Source organism: Sphingobium sp. VMM, assembly GCF_056790315.1.
Genome location: NZ_JBXGSI010000004.1, coordinates 209,815 through 227,646 on the forward strand (window position 1 = coordinate 209,815; position 17,832 = coordinate 227,646).

20 protein-coding genes are annotated in these 17,832 nt (G+C 63.9%); 15 read left to right on the top strand and 5 right to left on the bottom strand.

The window, feature by feature from the left end:
• The 6 genes from rpsE to ACUCV3_RS07460 all read left to right on the top strand — a co-directional run bounded on the left by rpsE (position 1) and on the right by ACUCV3_RS07460 (position 4,398).
• Positions 1 to 711, top strand: coding sequence for a 30S ribosomal protein S5 (gene rpsE, locus ACUCV3_RS07435; protein ID WP_004208704.1), 711 nt, complete (start codon positions 1 to 3; stop codon positions 709 to 711).
• A 5-nt stretch (positions 712 to 716) separates the two neighbouring features.
• Positions 717 to 896: a 50S ribosomal protein L30 gene (gene rpmD, locus ACUCV3_RS07440; RefSeq protein ID WP_010337294.1), complete on the top strand. Its 180-nt coding sequence runs from the start codon at positions 717 to 719 to the stop codon at positions 894 to 896.
• 136 nt (positions 897 to 1,032) lie between these two features.
• Positions 1,033 to 1,563 carry a 50S ribosomal protein L15 gene (gene rplO / locus ACUCV3_RS07445; RefSeq protein WP_004208702.1) on the top strand — a complete coding sequence of 177 codons (531 nt, stop codon included), beginning with the start codon at positions 1,033 to 1,035 and terminating at the stop codon, positions 1,561 to 1,563.
• Positions 1,564 to 1,758: 195 nt separating this feature from the next.
• The gene (secY, locus tag ACUCV3_RS07450) at positions 1,759 to 3,105 is read left to right on the top strand and encodes a preprotein translocase subunit SecY (RefSeq protein ID WP_004208701.1); all 1,347 of its coding nucleotides are present in this window, start codon (positions 1,759 to 1,761) and stop codon (positions 3,103 to 3,105) included.
• Between the two features lie 46 nt (positions 3,106 to 3,151).
• On the top strand, positions 3,152 to 3,808 hold the full coding sequence (locus ACUCV3_RS07455) for an adenylate kinase (RefSeq protein WP_004208699.1): 657 nt from the start codon (positions 3,152 to 3,154) through the stop codon (positions 3,806 to 3,808).
• A gap of 38 nt (positions 3,809 to 3,846) precedes the next feature.
• Complete coding sequence (locus ACUCV3_RS07460) at positions 3,847 to 4,398, top strand: SRPBCC family protein (protein WP_048938083.1); 552 nt, start codon at positions 3,847 to 3,849, stop codon at positions 4,396 to 4,398.
• A gap of 72 nt (positions 4,399 to 4,470) precedes the next feature.
• On the opposite strand, the gene lepA is transcribed toward ACUCV3_RS07460, so the two are convergent.
• Positions 4,471 to 6,276 (bottom strand): translation elongation factor 4, encoded by a 1,806-nt coding sequence (gene lepA / locus ACUCV3_RS07465; protein WP_010337296.1) that lies wholly within the window; start codon positions 6,274 to 6,276, stop codon positions 4,471 to 4,473.
• Between the two features lie 195 nt (positions 6,277 to 6,471).
• On the opposite strand from lepA, the gene ACUCV3_RS07470 reads away from it, so the two are divergent.
• The gene (locus tag ACUCV3_RS07470; protein ID WP_029547675.1) at positions 6,472 to 7,245 is read left to right on the top strand and encodes a CsgG/HfaB family protein; all 774 of its coding nucleotides are present in this window, start codon (positions 6,472 to 6,474) and stop codon (positions 7,243 to 7,245) included.
• 33 nt (positions 7,246 to 7,278) lie between these two features.
• Here the strand turns inward: ACUCV3_RS07470 and ACUCV3_RS07475 are convergent, their stop codons facing one another.
• A complete protein-coding gene (locus tag ACUCV3_RS07475; protein WP_010337298.1) occupies positions 7,279 to 8,322 on the bottom strand; it encodes an acyltransferase family protein in 1,044 nt (347 codons plus the stop codon).
• 134 nt (positions 8,323 to 8,456) lie between these two features.
• Positions 8,457 to 9,014, bottom strand: coding sequence for a hypothetical protein (locus ACUCV3_RS07480; protein WP_010337299.1), 558 nt, complete (start codon positions 9,012 to 9,014; stop codon positions 8,457 to 8,459).
• A gap of 147 nt (positions 9,015 to 9,161) precedes the next feature.
• Here ACUCV3_RS07480 and ACUCV3_RS07485 point away from each other — a divergent pair, with 147 nt between their 5' ends.
• From ACUCV3_RS07485 to ACUCV3_RS07510, 6 genes are all read left to right on the top strand, one after another.
• Complete coding sequence (locus tag ACUCV3_RS07485) at positions 9,162 to 9,548, top strand: PH domain-containing protein (RefSeq protein ID WP_029547676.1); 387 nt, start codon at positions 9,162 to 9,164, stop codon at positions 9,546 to 9,548.
• A gap of 225 nt (positions 9,549 to 9,773) precedes the next feature.
• Entirely contained in the window at positions 9,774 to 10,457 is a 684-nt protein-coding gene (locus ACUCV3_RS07490; protein ID WP_010337301.1) for a hypothetical protein, read from the top strand.
• A gap of 246 nt (positions 10,458 to 10,703) precedes the next feature.
• On the top strand, positions 10,704 to 11,213 hold the full coding sequence (locus ACUCV3_RS07495; protein ID WP_010337302.1) for a helix-turn-helix domain-containing protein: 510 nt from the start codon (positions 10,704 to 10,706) through the stop codon (positions 11,211 to 11,213).
• Between the two features lie 64 nt (positions 11,214 to 11,277).
• Positions 11,278 to 11,661: a hypothetical protein gene (locus ACUCV3_RS07500; RefSeq protein WP_004208690.1), complete on the top strand. Its 384-nt coding sequence runs from the start codon at positions 11,278 to 11,280 to the stop codon at positions 11,659 to 11,661.
• Between the two features lie 25 nt (positions 11,662 to 11,686).
• Complete coding sequence (locus ACUCV3_RS07505; protein ID WP_004208689.1) at positions 11,687 to 12,100, top strand: hypothetical protein; 414 nt, start codon at positions 11,687 to 11,689, stop codon at positions 12,098 to 12,100.
• Positions 12,101 to 12,272: 172 nt separating this feature from the next.
• The gene (locus tag ACUCV3_RS07510; RefSeq protein ID WP_010337303.1) at positions 12,273 to 13,208 is read left to right on the top strand and encodes a PAS domain-containing protein; all 936 of its coding nucleotides are present in this window, start codon (positions 12,273 to 12,275) and stop codon (positions 13,206 to 13,208) included.
• 13 nt (positions 13,209 to 13,221) lie between these two features.
• Here the strand turns inward: ACUCV3_RS07510 and ACUCV3_RS07515 are convergent, their stop codons facing one another.
• Both ACUCV3_RS07515 and rnd read right to left on the bottom strand, forming a co-directional pair.
• Entirely contained in the window at positions 13,222 to 13,527 is a 306-nt protein-coding gene (locus tag ACUCV3_RS07515) for an I78 family peptidase inhibitor (protein ID WP_010337304.1), read from the bottom strand.
• An 11-nt stretch (positions 13,528 to 13,538) separates the two neighbouring features.
• Positions 13,539 to 14,705, bottom strand: coding sequence for a ribonuclease D (gene rnd, locus ACUCV3_RS07520; protein ID WP_010337305.1), 1,167 nt, complete (start codon positions 14,703 to 14,705; stop codon positions 13,539 to 13,541).
• A 128-nt stretch (positions 14,706 to 14,833) separates the two neighbouring features.
• Between rnd and aspS the strand changes: the two genes are divergently transcribed.
• Both aspS and ACUCV3_RS07530 read left to right on the top strand, forming a co-directional pair.
• Complete coding sequence (gene aspS, locus ACUCV3_RS07525) at positions 14,834 to 16,618, top strand: aspartate--tRNA ligase (protein WP_010337306.1); 1,785 nt, start codon at positions 14,834 to 14,836, stop codon at positions 16,616 to 16,618.
• A 118-nt stretch (positions 16,619 to 16,736) separates the two neighbouring features.
• Positions 16,737 to 17,813 (top strand): DUF5694 domain-containing protein, encoded by a 1,077-nt coding sequence (locus tag ACUCV3_RS07530; RefSeq protein ID WP_010337307.1) that lies wholly within the window; start codon positions 16,737 to 16,739, stop codon positions 17,811 to 17,813.
• Positions 17,814 to 17,832 lie beyond the last annotated feature (19 nt).

A 17,832-nucleotide genomic window follows, 5' to 3' on the forward strand; every position in this document is an offset into this window, starting at 1 on the left:
ATGGCTGACGAAAACACCAACGAAGTCGTCGCGCCCGTCGAGGGTGCCGAGGCTCAGACCGAAGGTCGTGGTCCCGGCCGTGGCCGTGGCCGTGGCGGTGACCGCAACCGTGGCGAGCGTGGCGGCCGTGGCCGTCGCGACGACCGCCGTGGCGGCAACCGTGACGAGGAACAGGGCGAAGAGCTGATCGAGAAGCTGGTTCACATCAACCGCGTCTCGAAGACCGTCAAGGGCGGTAAGCGCTTCGGTTTCGCTGCTCTGGTCGTCGTCGGCGACGGCAAGGGCCGCGCCGGTTTCGGTCATGGCAAGGCGCGCGAAGTGCCTGAAGCCATCAGCAAGGCGACCGCTTCGGCCAAGAAGGCCATGGTTCGCGTTCCGCTGAAGGAAGGCCGCACCCTGCACCATGATGGCCTCGGCCACTTCGGTGCTGGCAAGGTGACTGTCCGTTCGGCTCCGGCCGGTACCGGCATCATCGCCGGCGGTCCGATGCGCGCCGTGTTCGAAAGCCTCGGCGTCGCTGACGTCGTGACCAAGTCGAACGGCACCTCGAACCCCTACAACATGATCCGTGCGACCTTCGCGGCGCTGGGCGAGCAGACCAGCCCCAAGTCGGTGGCGCAGCGTCGTGGCAAGAAGGTCGCTGACCTTCTGCGTCGCGGTGGTGCCTCGGCCGAAGTCGCGCAGGCTGACGCCGAAGCGATTGCGGAGTAACTGACATGGCGAAGATCAAGATCAAGCAGATCGGTTCGCCGATCCGTCGCCCCGAAAGCCAGAAGAAGATTCTGATCGGCCTGGGCCTTGGCAAGATGCATCGCGTGGTCGAGCTGGAAGACACGGCGGAAGTCCGCGGTGCCATCAAGAAGCTCCCCCACATGGTGGAAGTGGTCGAGGGCTAAGCCCTTTCGATCTGACGAAATGAAGCGAAAGAGGGGGAAACCCCTCTTTCGTTTTTTCAGCGGAAGCGCTAACGGGCGCTTCCTTTAGATGATCCCGCACGGGATCAGCGCGACAAAAGCGAAAGCGAGTGCGAACATGAAACTGAACGAAATCAACGACAATGCCGGTGCCCGCAAGGGTCGTATGCGCGTCGGCCGCGGTATCGGCTCGGGCAAGGGCAAGACCGCCGGTCGCGGCCAGAAGGGTGCCAAGGCACGCTCGGGCGTCAGCATCAACGGCTTCGAGGGTGGCCAGATGCCGCTCCACATGCGCATCCCGAAGCGCGGCTTCAACAACATCTTCGCCAACGATTATGCGATCGTGAACCTGGGTGAAGTGCAGGCCGCGATCGACGCCGGCAAGCTGGACGCCGCTGCCGTCATCGACCATGCTGCGCTCAAGGCAGCCAACCTGGCCCGTGGTGGCAAGGATGGCGTCCGCGTTCTCGCCAAGGGCGAACTGACCGCCAAGGTCAGCTTCCTGGTCGCCGGTGCCTCGAAGAGCGCCGTCGAAGCGGTCGCCAAGGCCGGTGGCAAGCTGGACGTGATCGAAGTCGTCCCGGCAGCCGAGAAGGCCAAGGCGAAGAAGGGCACCGCCCTTGCCGCCAAGAAGGCCGCCAAGGCCTAAGTCTCGCCCGAGACTTGCAAGCACGGCCCCGCTGCCCGATATGGGTTGGCGGGGCTATGTGTATCGGGGGGAGCATATGTTCGTCGCAACGGCGGCAACTCCCGTTCGACATGGTCTTCCCGCCCCGCTAAGGGGGTAGCGATTCCGCCACGGAGCCCGATGGCTCCGGCAAGAATGATTTGAAGGGCAGCCACAATGGCATCGAGAGCCGACCAGCTCGCATCCAATCTCAGCCTCGCGAAGTTCAGCCAGGCGACCGACCTCAAGAAGCGCCTGTGGTTCACCCTCGGCGCGCTGATCGTCTTCCGCTTCCTCAGCTTCGTGCCGCTGCCGGGTATCGATCCCACCGCGCTCGCGGCCTGGTCGCAGAAGTCGGCCGGTGGCATCCTCGACATCTTCAACACCTTCTCGGGTGGTGCATTGTCGCGCGCGAGCCTCATCACGCTCGGCATCATGCCCTATATCACCGCGTCGATCGTGGTGCAGCTGGCCGCCTCCCTCTCGCCGCAGCTCGCGGCGATCAAGAAGGAAGGCGAGAGCGGCCGCAAGAAGCTGAACCAATATACCCGCTATGGCACCGTCGGCCTGACCGCCGTGCAGGGCTACGCCGCCGCCGCCAACTGGCAGGCGCAGGGCGTGGTCGTGGACCCCGGCATGCTGTTCGTCGTCTCGGCGATCATCTCGCTGATCGGCGGCACCATGTTCCTGCTGTGGCTGGGTGAGCAGATCACCTCGCGCGGCATCGGCAACGGCACCTCGCTGATCATCATGGCCGGTATCGTCGCGCAGCTGCCGGTGACGCTGAGCAACCTGTTCAAGTCGGGCAGCGAAGGCTCGATCTCGGGCCTGGTCATCTTCCTGGTCGTCGTGCTGGGCTTTGGTCTGATTGCCTTCATCTGCTTCATGGAACGGGCGCAGCGCCGGGTGCTGATCCAGTATCCCAAGCGCCAGACGCGCCAGGGCCTGATGCAGGCCGATCGCAGCCACCTGCCGCTGAAGGTCAACACCGCAGGCGTGATCCCGCCGATCTTCGCCAGCTCGCTGCTGCTGCTGCCGCTGACCATCTCGCAGTTCATGGGCGTGAAGGCGGACGATGACAGCCGCTGGAGCAGCATCGTGCTGACGATCAACCAGTATCTGTCGCACGGCAGCCCCTTCTACATGGGCCTCTATGGCCTGGGCATCGTCTTCTTCTGCTTCTTCTACACCGCCGTGGTGTTCAACCCTGAAGAGACGGCCGACAATCTGAAGCGCAATGGCGGCTTCATTCCGGGCATCCGTCCGGGCAAGAATACCGAGAATTATCTCGATTATGTCCTGACCCGGATCACCGTGATCGGTGCCGCCTACCTGGCCTTCATCTGTCTGGTGCCGGAATTTGCCATCGCCCGGGCGGGAATTCCCTTCTACCTTGGTGGGACTAGCCTGCTGATCGTCGTCAATGTTACGGTCGATACCGTGACCCAGATCCAGAGCCATCTGCTTGCCCATCAATATGGGGATCTGATCAAGAAGGCGAAGCTGAAGGGCCGTCTGCGCTAAGGGGGCGCAGACAGGCAAGCGCAAGTACAAGGGGAGAATGCGCGCAATGAATATCATTCTGCTTGGTCCTCCGGGTGCCGGCAAGGGCACCCAGGCCACGCGGCTCGTCGACAGCCGTGGCATGGTTCAGCTGTCGACCGGCGACATGCTGCGGGCTGCGGTCAAGGCGGGGACTCCGGTCGGCCTTCAGGCCAAGGCGCTGATGGAATCGGGTTCGCTGGTGCCGGACGAGGTCGTCTCGGGCATCATCGGCGAAGCGCTTGATGCGCTGGCGGCCGATACCGGCGTGATCTTCGACGGGTATCCGCGGACCGAGGCCCAAGCCCATTCGCTCGACACCATCCTGGCCGATCGCGGCCGCACGCTCGATCATGTGATCGAGCTGGAAGTGGACGAGGATGCGCTGGTCGAGCGCATTACCGGTCGCTTCACCTGCGCGACCTGCGGCGAAGGCTATCATGATGTCTTCAAGCAGCCCAAGGTCGAGGGTACGTGCGACAAGTGCGGCGGGCATGAGTTCAAGCGTCGTCCCGACGACAATGAGGAAACGGTGCGTACCCGCATGGCCGAGTATCGCGCCAAGACCGCACCGATCCTGCCGATCTACGAAGCGCGCGGCATCGTCAGCCGCGTCGACGGCATGGCCGACATGAACGACGTCAGCGGCGCGATCGTCGCCATCTTGGACGGCGTTCCGGCCTGAGCTATTCTCCCTCCCCGGCGACAAGGCGGGGAGGGGACATGGCCTATCCAATCAAATCGATACTGACAGGCGCCGGCATGGCGCTGGCGGCCGCGCCCGGACAGGGTGGGGTGGTTGCCAGCAGCGATGCCGGCTTTGTCGTGCAGGCGAGCGTGGACGTGGCGCTGGCGCCCGACGCGGCCTATGCGCTGCTGGCAGAGCCGGGGCGCTGGTGGAACAGCGCCCACACCTATAGCGGCGATGCGCGCAACATGGTGCTGCAGGCGAAGGCCGGGGGTTGCTTCTGCGAGACCCTTCGCGACAAGAGCGGAAACGGCGCCTCAGGCGGCATCGAACATGCGCGGGTCATCTATGCGGCACCGGGCCAGCGATTGCGGCTGAGCGGGGCTCTGGGGCCGCTGCAGAGCGAAGCCGTGACCGGCGTGCTGGACTTCGCCATTGCGGCCGCGCCGGGCGGCAGCCGTGTGACGCTGACCTATTCGGTGGGCGGTTATATGCGCGCTGGCCTAGCGCCGATCGCGCCGATCGTCGACAAGGTGCTGGTGGAGCAACTCGACGGCTATAAGCGGGCGGCCGACAGCAAGGGCTGACGCGCGACCGCGCCGGCAGGCAATAGCAAATCGGGGTGGAAGCCCGATGGCCTCCACCCCGATGGATGATGCTTAATTCTCGTCGCCCATGCGCAGCGCGGCGATGAAGGCTTCCTGCGGAATCTGGACGCTGCCATATTCGCGCATCCGCTTCTTGCCTTCCTTCTGCTTCTCCAGCAGCTTCTTCTTGCGGGTGATGTCGCCGCCATAGCATTTCGCCGTGACGTCCTTGCGCATCGCCGCGATCGTCTCGCGCGCGATCACCTTGCCGCCGATCGCCGCCTGGATCGGGATCTTGAACAGGTGGCGGGGGATCAGATCCTTGAGGCGCTCGCACATGTGGCGGCCGCGCGCTTCGGCGGCGGAGCGGTGGACGATCATCGACAGCGCATCGACCGGCTCGTTGTTGACCAGGATGCTCATCTTGACGAGGTCGCCCTCGCGCGTGCCGATCTGGTGATAGTCGAACGAGGCATAGCCACGGCTGATGCTCTTCAGGCGGTCATAGAAGTCGAACACCACTTCGTTGAGCGGCAGTTCATAGGTCACCTGAGCGCGGCCGCCGACATAGGTGAGGTTCTTCTGGATACCGCGACGGTCCTGGCACAGCTTCAGGATCGAGCCCAGATATTCGTCGGGGCAGTAGATCACCGCCTCGATCCAGGGCTCCTCGATCATCTCGATATGATTGGGATCGGGCATGTCGGCCGGATTGTGCAGGTGAAGGGTGCGACCATCCTTCATATGCATGTCATAGACGACCGACGGCGCCGTGGTGATCAGATCCAGATCATATTCGCGGCTCAGACGCTCCTGGATGATTTCCAGATGCAGCAGGCCGAGGAAACCGCAGCGGAAGCCGAAGCCGAGCGCGGCCGAAGTTTCCATCTCGAACGAGAAGCTGGCGTCGTTGAGGCGCAGCTTCGAGATCGACTCGCGCAACTTCTCGAAATCATTGGCGTCGACCGGGAACAGGCCACAGAATACCACCGGCTGCACTTCCTTGAAGCCCGGCAGCGGCTTGGCGGCGCCATTCTTCACCGTGGTGATCGTGTCGCCGACGCGGGTCTGGGCGATTTCCTTGATCTGGGCGGTGATGAAGCCGATCTCGCCGGCGGCGAGTTCGGGCAGCGCCTCGATCTTGGGGCGCATGCAGCCGACGCGGTCGATCAGATGCTCGGTGCCGCCGATCATGAACTTGATCGCCTGCCCCTTCTTGATGACGCCGTTGACCACGCGCACCAGGATGACGACGCCCAGATAGGGGTCGTACCAGCTGTCGACCAGCATCGCCTCCAGCGGGGCGTTGCGGTCGCCCTTGGGGGGCGGGATCTTGGTGACGATGGCTTCCAGGATATCGTCGATGCCGATGCCCGACTTGGCGCTCGCCAGCACCGCTTCCGACGCGTCGAGGCCGATCACCTCCTCGATTTCCGCGCGCACCTTTTCCGGCTCGGCGGCGGGCAGGTCGATCTTGTTCAGCACCGGCACAATCTCATGATCATGCTCGATCGACTGATAGACGTTGGCTAGCGTCTGCGCTTCCACGCCCTGCGCGGCGTCGACGACCAGCAGCGCGCCCTCGCACGCGGCCAGCGACCGCGACACTTCATAGGCGAAGTCGACATGGCCCGGCGTGTCCATAAGATTGAGCTCATAGGTCTCGCCATTTTTGGCGGTATAGTCCAGGCGCACGGTCTGCGCCTTGATGGTGATCCCGCGCTCCTTTTCGATGTCCATGTTATCAAGGACTTGCGCGCTCATCTCCCGGTCGGTCAGGCCGCCGGTGCGCTGGATCAGGCGATCGGCCAGCGTCGACTTGCCATGGTCGATATGCGCAATGATCGAAAAGTTTCGGATATGGGACAGGTCGGTCATCGGCGCCCGATAGCAGCAGTTGCGGGCGCTGTCAGCAGGATCACGCTGTGCATGGCACGTGAAATTGCGGTGCGATGACAAGCATCGTCATTAACCCCCTTTGCTTGGAAGCCCCTTGCGGCTGTGTTACGTTCCAGAAAAATATCCGGGGCGCACCAATTTCTCTCGACCAGACAGGAAACGGGGTTTTTGAAAATGCGTGTATTGAAGATGCTGACTGCGGCTGCGGTCTGCCTTGGTTCGGCCGCGCCGATGGCGATGGCCGCCGAAAAGGGTTCGTCGGCCCGTCAGGAACAGTCGCGAAAGCAGGCGGAAATCCCGCGCTGTACCAAGCGCCTTGGCACCGTTGCGATCGTCGAGCCCGACAATCAGTGGTGGCGCGAACTCAATCTGGGCAGCCCCGAGGCGATCCTGAAGATCTTCGTGCAGCAGTCGGGCTGCTTCGGCCTGGTCAATCGTGGCCGGTCGATGGCAAGCCGCAACATGGAACGCGCCATGGCCGACAACGGCGAATTGCAGGCGAACAGCAATCTGGGCCGTGGCCAGGTGAAGGCGGCGGATTATTTCCTGGAGCCGGACATCGTCTCCTCAAACCGCAACAGCGGCGGCAATTCGCTGGGCGGCGTGCTCGGCGGCTTCATGGGTGGCAGCACCTGGGGCCGGATCGCTGGCGGCATCAACGTCAAGAAGAGCGAGGCCAATGTCACCCTCTCGGTCGTCAATGCCCGCACCACCGAGGAAGAGGCACTGACCGAAGGCTATGCCCGCAAGTCGGACCTGAGCTTCAACGCCAGCGGCGGGTCGAGCTGGTGGGGCGGTTTTGCCGGCGCCGGTGGCGGTGGCTATCAGAATACCGAGATCGGTCAGGTGATCGTGCTCGCCTATCTCGACGCCTATACGAAACTGGTGACGCAACTGGGCGGCCTGCCCGAAAATGCGGCCGCTGCCGCGCCGGTCGCGCAGCCCTGATGACAAGGGGGCGCTGCCGCTGCGGCAGCGCCCTCATCCGCTCGGCGCGATTTCCGCGAGCGGGCCGGGCGCCCGTCGCCGCTTCTTCCACCAGCGCAGGATGATCTCTCCTGCTGGTCGCTCGACCAGGCGGTTGATGAGCGTGCCGAGCGTCAGCGCGACCAGGAAGGCGGCGGCAAAGCCGATCCAGGGACTGTAGCCGGCCCTGGCGATTTCCAGCATGACGACGAAGCCGACATGCTGGTGGATCAGGTAGAAACTGTAGCTGATCCCGCCCATCCAGACGAGCGGCCGGATCGCCAGGAAGCGCAGATGATTGCGGATCAGCGCTGCGAAGGTCGCCATCAGCACCAGGCCGACAATGGTCACGTCCCATGTTTCCATGGTCGCGATCGACAGCAGGGCGAGCGCGGCATAGGGGGCCTGCTGCTGCCAGCTGCGTTGCCCAGCCCATATGCGGTAGGCCAGCATGCCGATGATGAAGAAGGGCGTATAGCGCAGCACCAGCAGCATCACGACCCGTTCGGGCACGATGTCGGGCCAGAGCTGCATGACCCAGCGCAGGATCAGCCAGACCACCAGCGTCGGTTCCAGATGCCGCAGGCCGATCCATTTCCAGATCGAGACCATGCAGAAATAGAAGGCGATCTCCACCGTCAGCGTCCAATAGGCGCCGTCCACTTCGGGAATGAAGGCAAAGCCCTGGAGCATCGTCAGATTGGCGAGAATCGCAAAGGGGCCGACCAGCAACTGGGTCGCCTGCGCCAGATATTCGATCGACAGCGTCACCAGCATCGCCACCAGATAGGCGGGGTAGAGGCGGGCGAAGCGGTTGACGATGAAGTCGGCGACCGTGCCGATCCGGTCCAGCGTGAAGAAGATTGCAAAGCCGGAAATGGTGAAGAACAGCAGCACGCGGTAATTGCCGCCGGGAAAGCTGAAGGGCACATGGCTGGCCTGCGGGAACAGCTCATGGAAACGGGTCGAATAATGGAAGACCAGCACGCACAAGGCGCCGATGCCGCGCAACGCGTCCAGCTCCGTCAGCCTTGTCCGTTTCGGCTTCGTTTCAACCATGATGCTTCATAGCAATGATGGAGCAACGAATGGGATATTTTCTTGGTTAACGCGCAATGCGCAAATGGCGGATACGGGCGCTGTCGGTCCCAATCTGGAACGTCCCGCCTTTGCCCCCGTGCGGGATCGCGGTCTTAGCCGGCCGCGCACCAGTCGATTGGCTTGGTCGACCAGGGGCGGGCATAGCGTTTGAGGATGAGGAGTTGGCCCAGCGAGACACCGTCGCGCAGCAGGATGCGGGCGGTCGGATCACTGTCGGCGGGATCGGCATGGGCTTCGAAGCTGCCGCCGTTCAGCATGCCCTGCAACGCGGTGCGGCCGGCGCGGGCAAGGGCGGCTTCCTGCGGGCAGGCAGCGCCTTCGAGTCGCGGCGCGCTGATGTCGGCGAGATGGTAGCGACGGCCCTGATAGGCATAGGCGTCGGTGGCGAGGACACAGGCCTGGCCGTCCAGATCGTCACAAGCGGCAAAACGGGTGGATATGGTGGCGGGGGCGTCGATGGATGGTGCTGAAGCCGTCGTCGACGCGGGCAGCACATGGCGCATCAGGACCAGCAGCAGCGCCCCCATCAACAGGGCGATGAGGATGAGGCGAAGCGGCACGATGGCGCGGCGCTGATCCTGCTTGTCATTCAGCCAATGGCCGGAACGGTCCCGGTCTTCGTCACCAATATCATGCAGGCTATAGGCCATGATTCATCCCCAATCGGAGGCCATCGCTAGTAAATATTGGGAAATTTTTGGTTAACCATGACGCTCGCACAGGGGGCGGCGGACGGCGCCTTGACGCCGCGCCGGGGCCATGGTGAAAAACCGCTGGAGCCAGACGAGGGAGACGGCGTGAGCGAAGCATGGCTATATGACGAGCATCCGGCGATGGTCCGGGCGCATCCCTTCCTGTTCCTGCTGCTGCTGGTTTCGGTGGTCGGCATATTGGCGATCGGCGTGTGGTGGGTGATGCACAAGGGCGAGCGGCTGGCGCTGAGCGAGCGCGAAGTGCTGCTGGAGCGTGGCTTGCTGGCCAAGCAGCGGACCGAGATCGCGCTGTCCAGCATCCGCAGCGTGCGCATCACGCAGACCTTCGGCCAGCGGCTGTTCAATGTCGGCAATGTCGAGCTGTTCAGCGCCGGTGACGTAGCGGAAATCGCGATCCGCAACATGCCGCGACCGGGCCGGATTCGGGCGATTGCGGCGGCCCGCAACCTGGACCTGCTGCCCCAGCGCTGAGCGGTCGAGCAGGGGCGGTGCGCACGGAAAGCGCACGAAATCCGCCATTTTCTTGTCGAACATAATGTCTAGGCCCTTGACTTGGGCGCATTTATTTTAACCAATAGGAGCCCAGGGGCCGGCAGAGCTTTCCACCCGCACGAGGACGCCAGGAACAAGCAACGTCGATCCGCATCAGGCGGACGGCGGGAAAAAGGGGGCGCCTTGATGGTGGGTTTGCGCGTAATGCCGCTGTTGCCGGAACTGACGGCCGATCAGCGGGCCGAGATTCGGCAGTCCTGCGGCTTTGCCTGCGTGCGCTGCGGGGTGACCATCTATCGTTATCTGGGGCTGCCAGACGGGCCGGGGGCGACGCTGCTCTGCCCGACCTGTCACGGGCTGGTGGAGGAAGGGCGGCTGACCGCGAATCAGGTCCACAGCTTCCATGCCAATCCGGTGGTGCGCCAGCGCCACTTCGCGCGCGATCGCCTGCCCTTCTCCAACGAATTGCCGCAATTGATCGTCGGTGGATCGCGGATGCTGCGCGATACGCCGATTCCCATCACCCTGGACGGCGAGCCGATCCTGATCTTCGCGCCGCCGCGCCGATCCATGGGGGCGACGCGGATCAGCGTCAGGCTGGGCGCGGCCGACGGCACGCCGATGCAGGTGATCGATGGCAATGAATGGAAGCCGCATGACGGCAGCTGGCATTTCCTGTTGCGTGGCGACCGCTATTCGATGATGGCGGCGCGGGGCGACGGATTGTGCGTTTTGCGTATCGTTGCGCGCAACCGGCTTGCGGTCGAGCATCTGCGGACCACGATCAACGGGCGCCGGCTGGAAGTGACGCCGGACTGGCTGGAGGTCGATGGCAAGCGCTATGTCGACCGGATCGGCAGCGGTACGCTGATCGGCTTGGAACTGTAGACGGCGCCTTTCGGGGCGCTATCCGGGCTCCCGATTGCAGCTATTGCGGATCGAGTCATGTCATGACTGGATTCCGTAACGGAAACAGGCGATGCCCACAGGCGTCGCCTTTTTCGTCTCACCGATATGGATGAAGTGTATCTGATATAAATCAATGGCTTGGCCGGCATCATAAAAAATTGATCATAGAAGAAGTTTACATCCGTTCCGGGGCATGATTCCCTGTGGGCGATCAGAGGGGTTGGAATGTCGAATGCGGTTGCCAGTCTGGACGATAATCAGCGGGCATGCCTGCGGCTGGTGGCACAGGGCTATACCTCCAAGCAGATCGCGCAGCGCACATCGCTGACCCCCGGCACGGTCGACCAATATGTCTATCGCGCGACCGTGGCGCTGGGCGCCAAGGATCGGCGCGAAGCCGCCCGGATATTGGTAGAGGCCGAGAAAAACGCGCAATTCAAGCAATTTGAATTAAAGCCGGAGCCGCTTGTTGAACCGGCGATGGCGGGTGAGAAGGAGGCGTCGGCACCAAGCAGGCCGACCCGGACCGGCGACATCCCGGCTGGTGCAGAGCGGCAGGAAAAGGGTCGTTTGCGCCAATTGGGTAACCGGATTCTGGCAACCATGGGAGGGGAACCGCATGGGCTGAATCGATGGCAGATCCTGACGACCATCTTCCGGGTCGCGTTATGGGCAGGGGGTTCCCTGGCCGCGCTGATCACGATGGGATATTGGCTCAATCATCTGTTCGGCTGACGGTCTCCAACAATCCAACCATCTGATGGGCCAGCGAGCGCTGGCCTAAAAAGGGAGCCTTGCCATGTCCAATGCCCGCCGCGCCGAGCGCGCCGCCAAGAGCGAAATGCACATGTCGGACGACACCTTCTTCAACCTGAGCGGCCAGGTCCGCGATGCCTATGTGAAGCTGGACGATGTTCTGGCCCATACGCTGCGGATGAGCGCCGACATGATCGACACCGCCCGCACCATCGGCCTGGCCCCCGAACAGGGACAGAAGCTGTTCAAGCGCTTCCATGGCTGCATCGACACGATGATGCAGAGTCGCGAGCAGCTGCTGGGCGCCCATCTGGAAGCGACCAAGATCCGCATGAAGACCAATCAGGCCGAACGCGCCGACGGCTGCTACAGCCCGTGGAGCGCGCTGGAAGAAAAGCAGGCCGACGCCCTGCGCCTGGTCGCCTGACGCGACCGGACCGGAAGGCAGGATCGTGCAGATCTTCCTCGCTTATACGATCGCGCTGATCGCCACCTCGATCTTCGTGGTGCGCTATGGCGGCGCGACCGGGCGCTGGAGCATCGTCGGCGTCTGGGCAGGGTTCATCCTGGCCCAGACGGCGGTCCTGACCATCCGGCCGGAGGCGGTGCTGATCCGCACGATCCTGGCGATCGAATGCGCCTCGCTGCTGTTCAAGATCATCATTTCGATGCTGAGCAGCCGGCGCTGGCCGATCATCGTCGCCGCCTTCCAGCTGAATGTGGCGGCGGTTCAGGTCGCGGTGATCGTGTCACCCGCCTACCTCACCAAATTCTTCTACGCCATGTCGACAATCTGGGCGGTGCCGGTGCTGGTCGTGATGGCCATGGGCACGCAGATGGACCGGAAACACGCGTTTCCGGCCTGAGCAAAGGAAACAGGATGCGGAAATGCCCGTCATTCCCTCTTGAAGCCGTCCCGTCCCGAGGAAGGCATGTTGCTTCTGTTTTTGTCCGATTGATGGAGGGCCGATAATTATGGCATCAAGGGACATGACCCAGCGCGTTACGCGCCATCTGAACCCAGTAGGGAGTGATGGAATGGAGGGAGAGGGTGGTTATCCGGCCGAAAGTCCGGTCGTCACCGCGGCCGACCTGGTCCGCGGCTTTTCCGAATGTCGCGACATGGCGACACGCACGCCGCTTTACATCACCCATCATGGCCGGGCGACTCATGTGCTGCTGGGCGTCAACGAATTCCGGGCGCTGAAAGCCCAGTCGGGCAGCGCCGGTCAGGAAAGCGCCGAGGAGAAATTGTTCGCGCTGGCCGACTGGGTCGATCAGGCGGTGATCATCTGCGACCAGGACATGCGCGTCGACTTCGTCAACCGGGTCGCCAGCGCCATCTGTCGCAAGCCGGTGGGGCAGATGGTCGGCCCCAAGCTGGACGTCGTCCTGCCGTCCATCAGCGGCAGTCTGATGGAGGTGCATGTGCGCCGCACCGTGAGCGGCGGCGAGCCGAGCGCAGCCGATATTCCCTCCCCCTTTGCCGACGGCGCCTGGCTGCGGCTGCAGAGTTTTCCCCTTGGAAGGTCAACCGTCATCATGTTCCGCGACATTACCGAGGATGTGCGCCGCCATCGGCTGGCCGATGCCAAGGCCGCGATCATCGAGGCGATGACCGCCCATGGCGATGTCGGCTATGTCCGCCTGTCGGTGCGCGGCACGATCGACGCGGTCGATGTGCCCTTCACCGACATGCTGAGCCTGCCGCGCGAGCGGGTGATGGGCGTGCAACTGACCGATCTGGTGCTGACCCATGGCCGCGCAGCATTCCGCCAGGCGCTGGAGCGGGCGATGCAGGGGCAGGGCGCGCAATGCGTGCAGACCATGCTGCTGAGCAATCGCGGCGAGGCGGTGGCCGTGAAGGCCTCTATCGTCGCCCTGCACGGCGCCTATGGCGCCGAGGGGGCGGTGGTGCTGATCACCGCGCTCGATGGGAGCACGGTAGTGGAGTTGCCGCGCGCCGCCGAATGAGGGCGCGCGCGGGTCAGCCGCAGCGGGCGCTGGTGACGACCATCTGATCGTCATAGCTGACGGTCAGCCGGTCAGGGCGGAAGTCCATGGTCATGGCCATATTGGGGCCGCCCCAGCGCAGCGTCTTCGCGCCCGATGCCTTGAGCAATTCCGCGCCCAAATCGGCCGTCGCCTTCTGGCCGGTGAAGCGGTCGAGCCCGTCATGGCTGCACGGCCCCTGCGCCATGGCAGGCGGCGATGCGGAGTCGGGGCCTTCACCATTGGTCCCGGCACAGGCGGTCAGGGGCAGGAATATCATCGCCATCATCGTCATCCGCATCGTCCGTCTCCTCATTCGGTCCGCGTCATTTTCAGCCGGCCATTCTTGACGGCAAAGGCCAGGCGCCCTTCGACCAGGTCCACCGCATCCCGGCCGAACTGGTCATAGCGCCAGCCTTCCAGGATCGCGAGATCGTCGCGCACGCCAGCGGCCAGCGCCTCGATATCGTCGGTGCGGGCGAGCAGGCGCGGGGCGACATTGATGTCGCGCGAGCGGATCTTGAGCAACAGCTTCAACAGGTCGGCGACCAGTGCGCCATCCTTGCCCAGGCCCGGACGCTTGGGATCGCGTTCGGGCATCTCGTCCTTGCCGAGCGGCTTGTGCGCGCCCAGCGCCGCCATCAGCCGGCCGCCAATGTCGTTGCTCTTCCAGGTGGCGGACAGGCCGCGCACCTTGCCCAGATCCTCCTGCGCGCGCGGCGGGTGGCTGGCGATGTCGGCCAGCGTCTCGTCCTTGACGATGCGGCCGCGCGGCAGATTCTTGTCCTGGGCTTCCTTCTCGCGCCAGGCGGCCAGCGCCTTGAGGCGACCCAGGACATCGGCCTTGCGGCTGGCGATGCGGACGCGCTTCCAGGCTTCGGACGGATCATTCTCGTAATTGGAGGGATCACTGATCCGCTCCATTTCCTGGTCGAGCCAGTCGCCGCGCCCGGTCTTGCGCAGTTCTTCCAGCATCTTGGGGAAGATTTCGATCAGATAGGTGACATCGCCGATCGCATAGTCGATCTGGCGCTTGTCGAGCGGGCGGCGCGCCCAGTCGGTGAACCGTGCGCCCTTGTCGAGTTGCACGCCGAGCCAGGCGTCGACGAGGTTGCCATAGCCGATCTGTTCGCCAAGGCCGAGCGCCATGGCGGCGATCTGGGTGTCGAACATCGGATGCGGCGTCTTGCCGGTCAGATTATGGACGATCTCGATGTCCTGGCCGCCGGCATGGAAGACCTTGAGCACGTCCTCATTATTGACCAGCAGGTCGAGCAGGGGCGTAAGGTCGATCCCCGGCGCCTTGGGGTCGATCGCCGCGGCCTCGCTGGAGTCGGCGACCTGGACCAGGCAGAGTTCGGGCCAGTAGCTATTCTCGCGCATGAACTCGGTATCCACCGCGACATAGGGGGATTTGGCCATGCGGGCGCAGAAATCGGAAAGCGTCTTGCTGTCGGTAATCAGCGGATGAATTTGCATATGGTCTTCGATCTTATTATGGGCTGGCCCGCGTCCTGCGGGCTGGTCGATAGTCGACAAGGCAAGCCCATAGCCGGGCCGCAACAATTTGTCATTTCCGTAAAACGAATTTGAAAGATCGAAACGCCATGCACGCCTATCGCACCCACAATTGCGGCGCCCTTCGTGAAGCCGATGTCGGCGCGAATGTGCGCCTGTCCGGCTGGGTGCATCGCAAGCGCGATCATGGCGGCGTTCTCTTCATCGATCTGCGCGACCATTATGGCCTGACCCAGATCGTCGCCAAGGCGGACAGCGAGCCGCTGCGCATCCTGGACGGCCTGCGTGCGGAATCGGTCGTGACGATCGACGGCACCGTCGTCGCGCGCGGCCCGGAAGCGACCAACCCGAAGATGGCGACCGGCACGATCGAAGTCGTGGCCGACAAGGTCACCGTGCTGTCGACCGCGGCTGAACTGCCGCTGCCGGTGGCGGGCGAGCAGGAATATCCCGAGGATATCCGCCTGCGCTATCGCTTCCTGGACCTGCGCCGCGAAACGCTGCACGCCAATATAGTCACCCGCACCAAGATCATCCGCGACATGCGTCGCCGCATGGAAGATGCCGGCTTCACCGAATATTCGACGCCGATCCTGACCGCGTCCTCGCCCGAAGGTGCGCGCGACTTCCTGGTGCCCAGCCGCATCCATGCGGGCAAGTTCTACGCTCTGCCGCAGGCGCCCCAGCAATATAAGCAGCTGCTGATGGTCGCCGGTTTCGACCGCTATTTCCAGATCGCCCCCTGTTTCCGCGACGAAGATCCGCGCGCCGATCGCCTGCCGGGCGAATTCTACCAGCTCGACCTGGAAATGAGCTTCGTCACCCAGGAAGATGTCTGGAACACGATGGAGCCGGTCATCGCATCGGTGTTCGAGGAATTTGCCCAGGGCAAGCCGGTCACCCCGGCCGGCAGCTTCCCGCGCATCCCGCATGCCGAAGCCATGCTCAAGTATGGCAGCGACAAGCCGGACCTGCGCAACCCGATCATCATCCAGGACGTGACCGAGCATTTCCACGGCTCGGGCTTCGGCATCTTCGCCAGCCTGGTCGAAAGCGGCAATGTCATCCGCGCGATCCCGGCGCCGGGCGCGGGCGCGGGCAGCCGCAAATTCTTCGACGACATGAACAACTGGGCGCGCGGCGAAGGCTATTCGGGCCTTGGCTATATCAACATCAAGGATGGCGTCCCCGGCGGCCCGATCGCCAAGAATCATGGCGAGGAAGCGACCGCCAAGCTGATCGCGGCGCTGGGCCTTGGCCCGAACGACGGCGTGTTCTTCGCCGCCGGCAAGGAAGGCCAGGCGGCGAAGCTGGCGGGCCTGGCGCGCATCCGCGTCGGCGAGACGCTCGACCTGATCGACAAGGACCGGTTCGACCTGTGCTGGATCGTCGACTTCCCCTTCTATGAATATGACGAGGACGAGAAGAAGGTCGACTTCGCCCACAATCCCTTCTCGATGCCGCAGGGCGGGCTGGACGCGCTCAACAATCAGGATCCGCTGAGCCTCAAGGCCTATCAGTATGACATGGTCTGCAACGGCTATGAGATCGCGTCGGGTTCGATCCGTAACCAGTCGCCCGAGGCGATGGTCAAGGCGTTCGAACTGGTGGGCCTCAGCCAGGCGGACGTGGAAGAGCGGTTCGGTGGTCTCTATCGCGCGTTCCAGTACGGTGCGCCGCCCCATGGTGGCATGGCCGCCGGTGTCGACCGCATCGTGATGCTGCTGTGCGGCGCGCAGAATCTGCGCGAGATCACGCTGTTCCCGATGAACCAGCGCGCCGAAGACCTGCTGATGGGGGCGCCCAGCGCCGCCGAGTTCAAGCAGCTGCGCGAACTGCATGTTCGTGTCGTGGAGCCGCAGGCGAAGGCATAAGCCTTTCCATCGGCTGGGAAGAACAGGGCTCCCGCCATCTGGCGGGGGCCTTTTTCTTTGCCGTCTTGCCTTGCTGTATTGTTATGATAACACACGTGGCGGCAAGGGAGCGTGGCGGATGATGCGGACGATCATGGCGATAGTGGCGGCGGGGCTTGCGGCGGTGTCTGTGCAGGCGACTGGTCCCGGTTTCGATCCGCGCGCTTTGAAGGCGGTTGCCGGGCCGCCCAATGAGGTGATGGTGCTGGGCACGCCCCATCTGTCGGGCTGGCCAAAGGATTTCGATGCGCAGGCGCTGGGGCCGTTGATCGACCGACTGGCGGCGTGGAAGCCGCAATCGATCGCGGTCGAAACCCTATCTGGTCTGCAGTGCGATGCGTTGCGCCGCGCGCCGTTCCGCTATGCCGAGACGGTGGAAACCTATTGCTGGGACGCGACGCCGGCGCGCCAGGCGACCGGGCTGGACGTTCCGGCTGCCACGGCCGAGGTCGAGCGGCGTCTGACCGCCTGGCCGGAGCGACCGACGGCATCGGACCGGCGCCATCTGGCGGCCTTGTTCCTGGCGGCGGCGGATCAGGGATCGGCGCTGGTGCAATGGCTGCGGCTGGACGGCGCGGACCGTCATGTGGGGGATGGGCTGGACGCCATATTGGTGGCGCGGCTGGAAACGCTGCGCCAGCGTCGCAACGAGGAGTTCCTGATTGCCGCGCCGCTGGCTGCCAGGCTGGGGCTGGAGCGGCTGGAACCGATGGACGACCACAGCGCCGACCGGCCCTATCGCAATGCCGAGGAGGAGAAGGCAGCGGGCGCGGCGATCATGAAGGCGTGGGACAATGAAGCGACGGCGCGGCGCAAGGCGGCCGATGCGGCGCTGCAGCCCGGCATCCGGACGGGGGCCGGCGTGCTGGCGCTCTATCGCGCCTATAATGCGCCGGATCAGGCGCAGACCATCTATGACAGCGATTTCGGCGCGGCGCTCAAGGAGCCTTCGCCCGAGCGTTTCGGGCGCGGCTATGCCGGCTATTGGGAGGTGCGCAACCTGCGCATGGCGGCCAATATTCGCGACGTGTTCGCCGCCGCGCCGGGCCAGCGCATGCTGGTGATCGTCGGCGCCTCGCACAAATTCTATCTCCAGGCCTATCTCGACATGATGCACGATGTGCGGCTGGTCGATACCGACGCCATACTGCACTGAGGCCGCGCTTGCTCTTGGC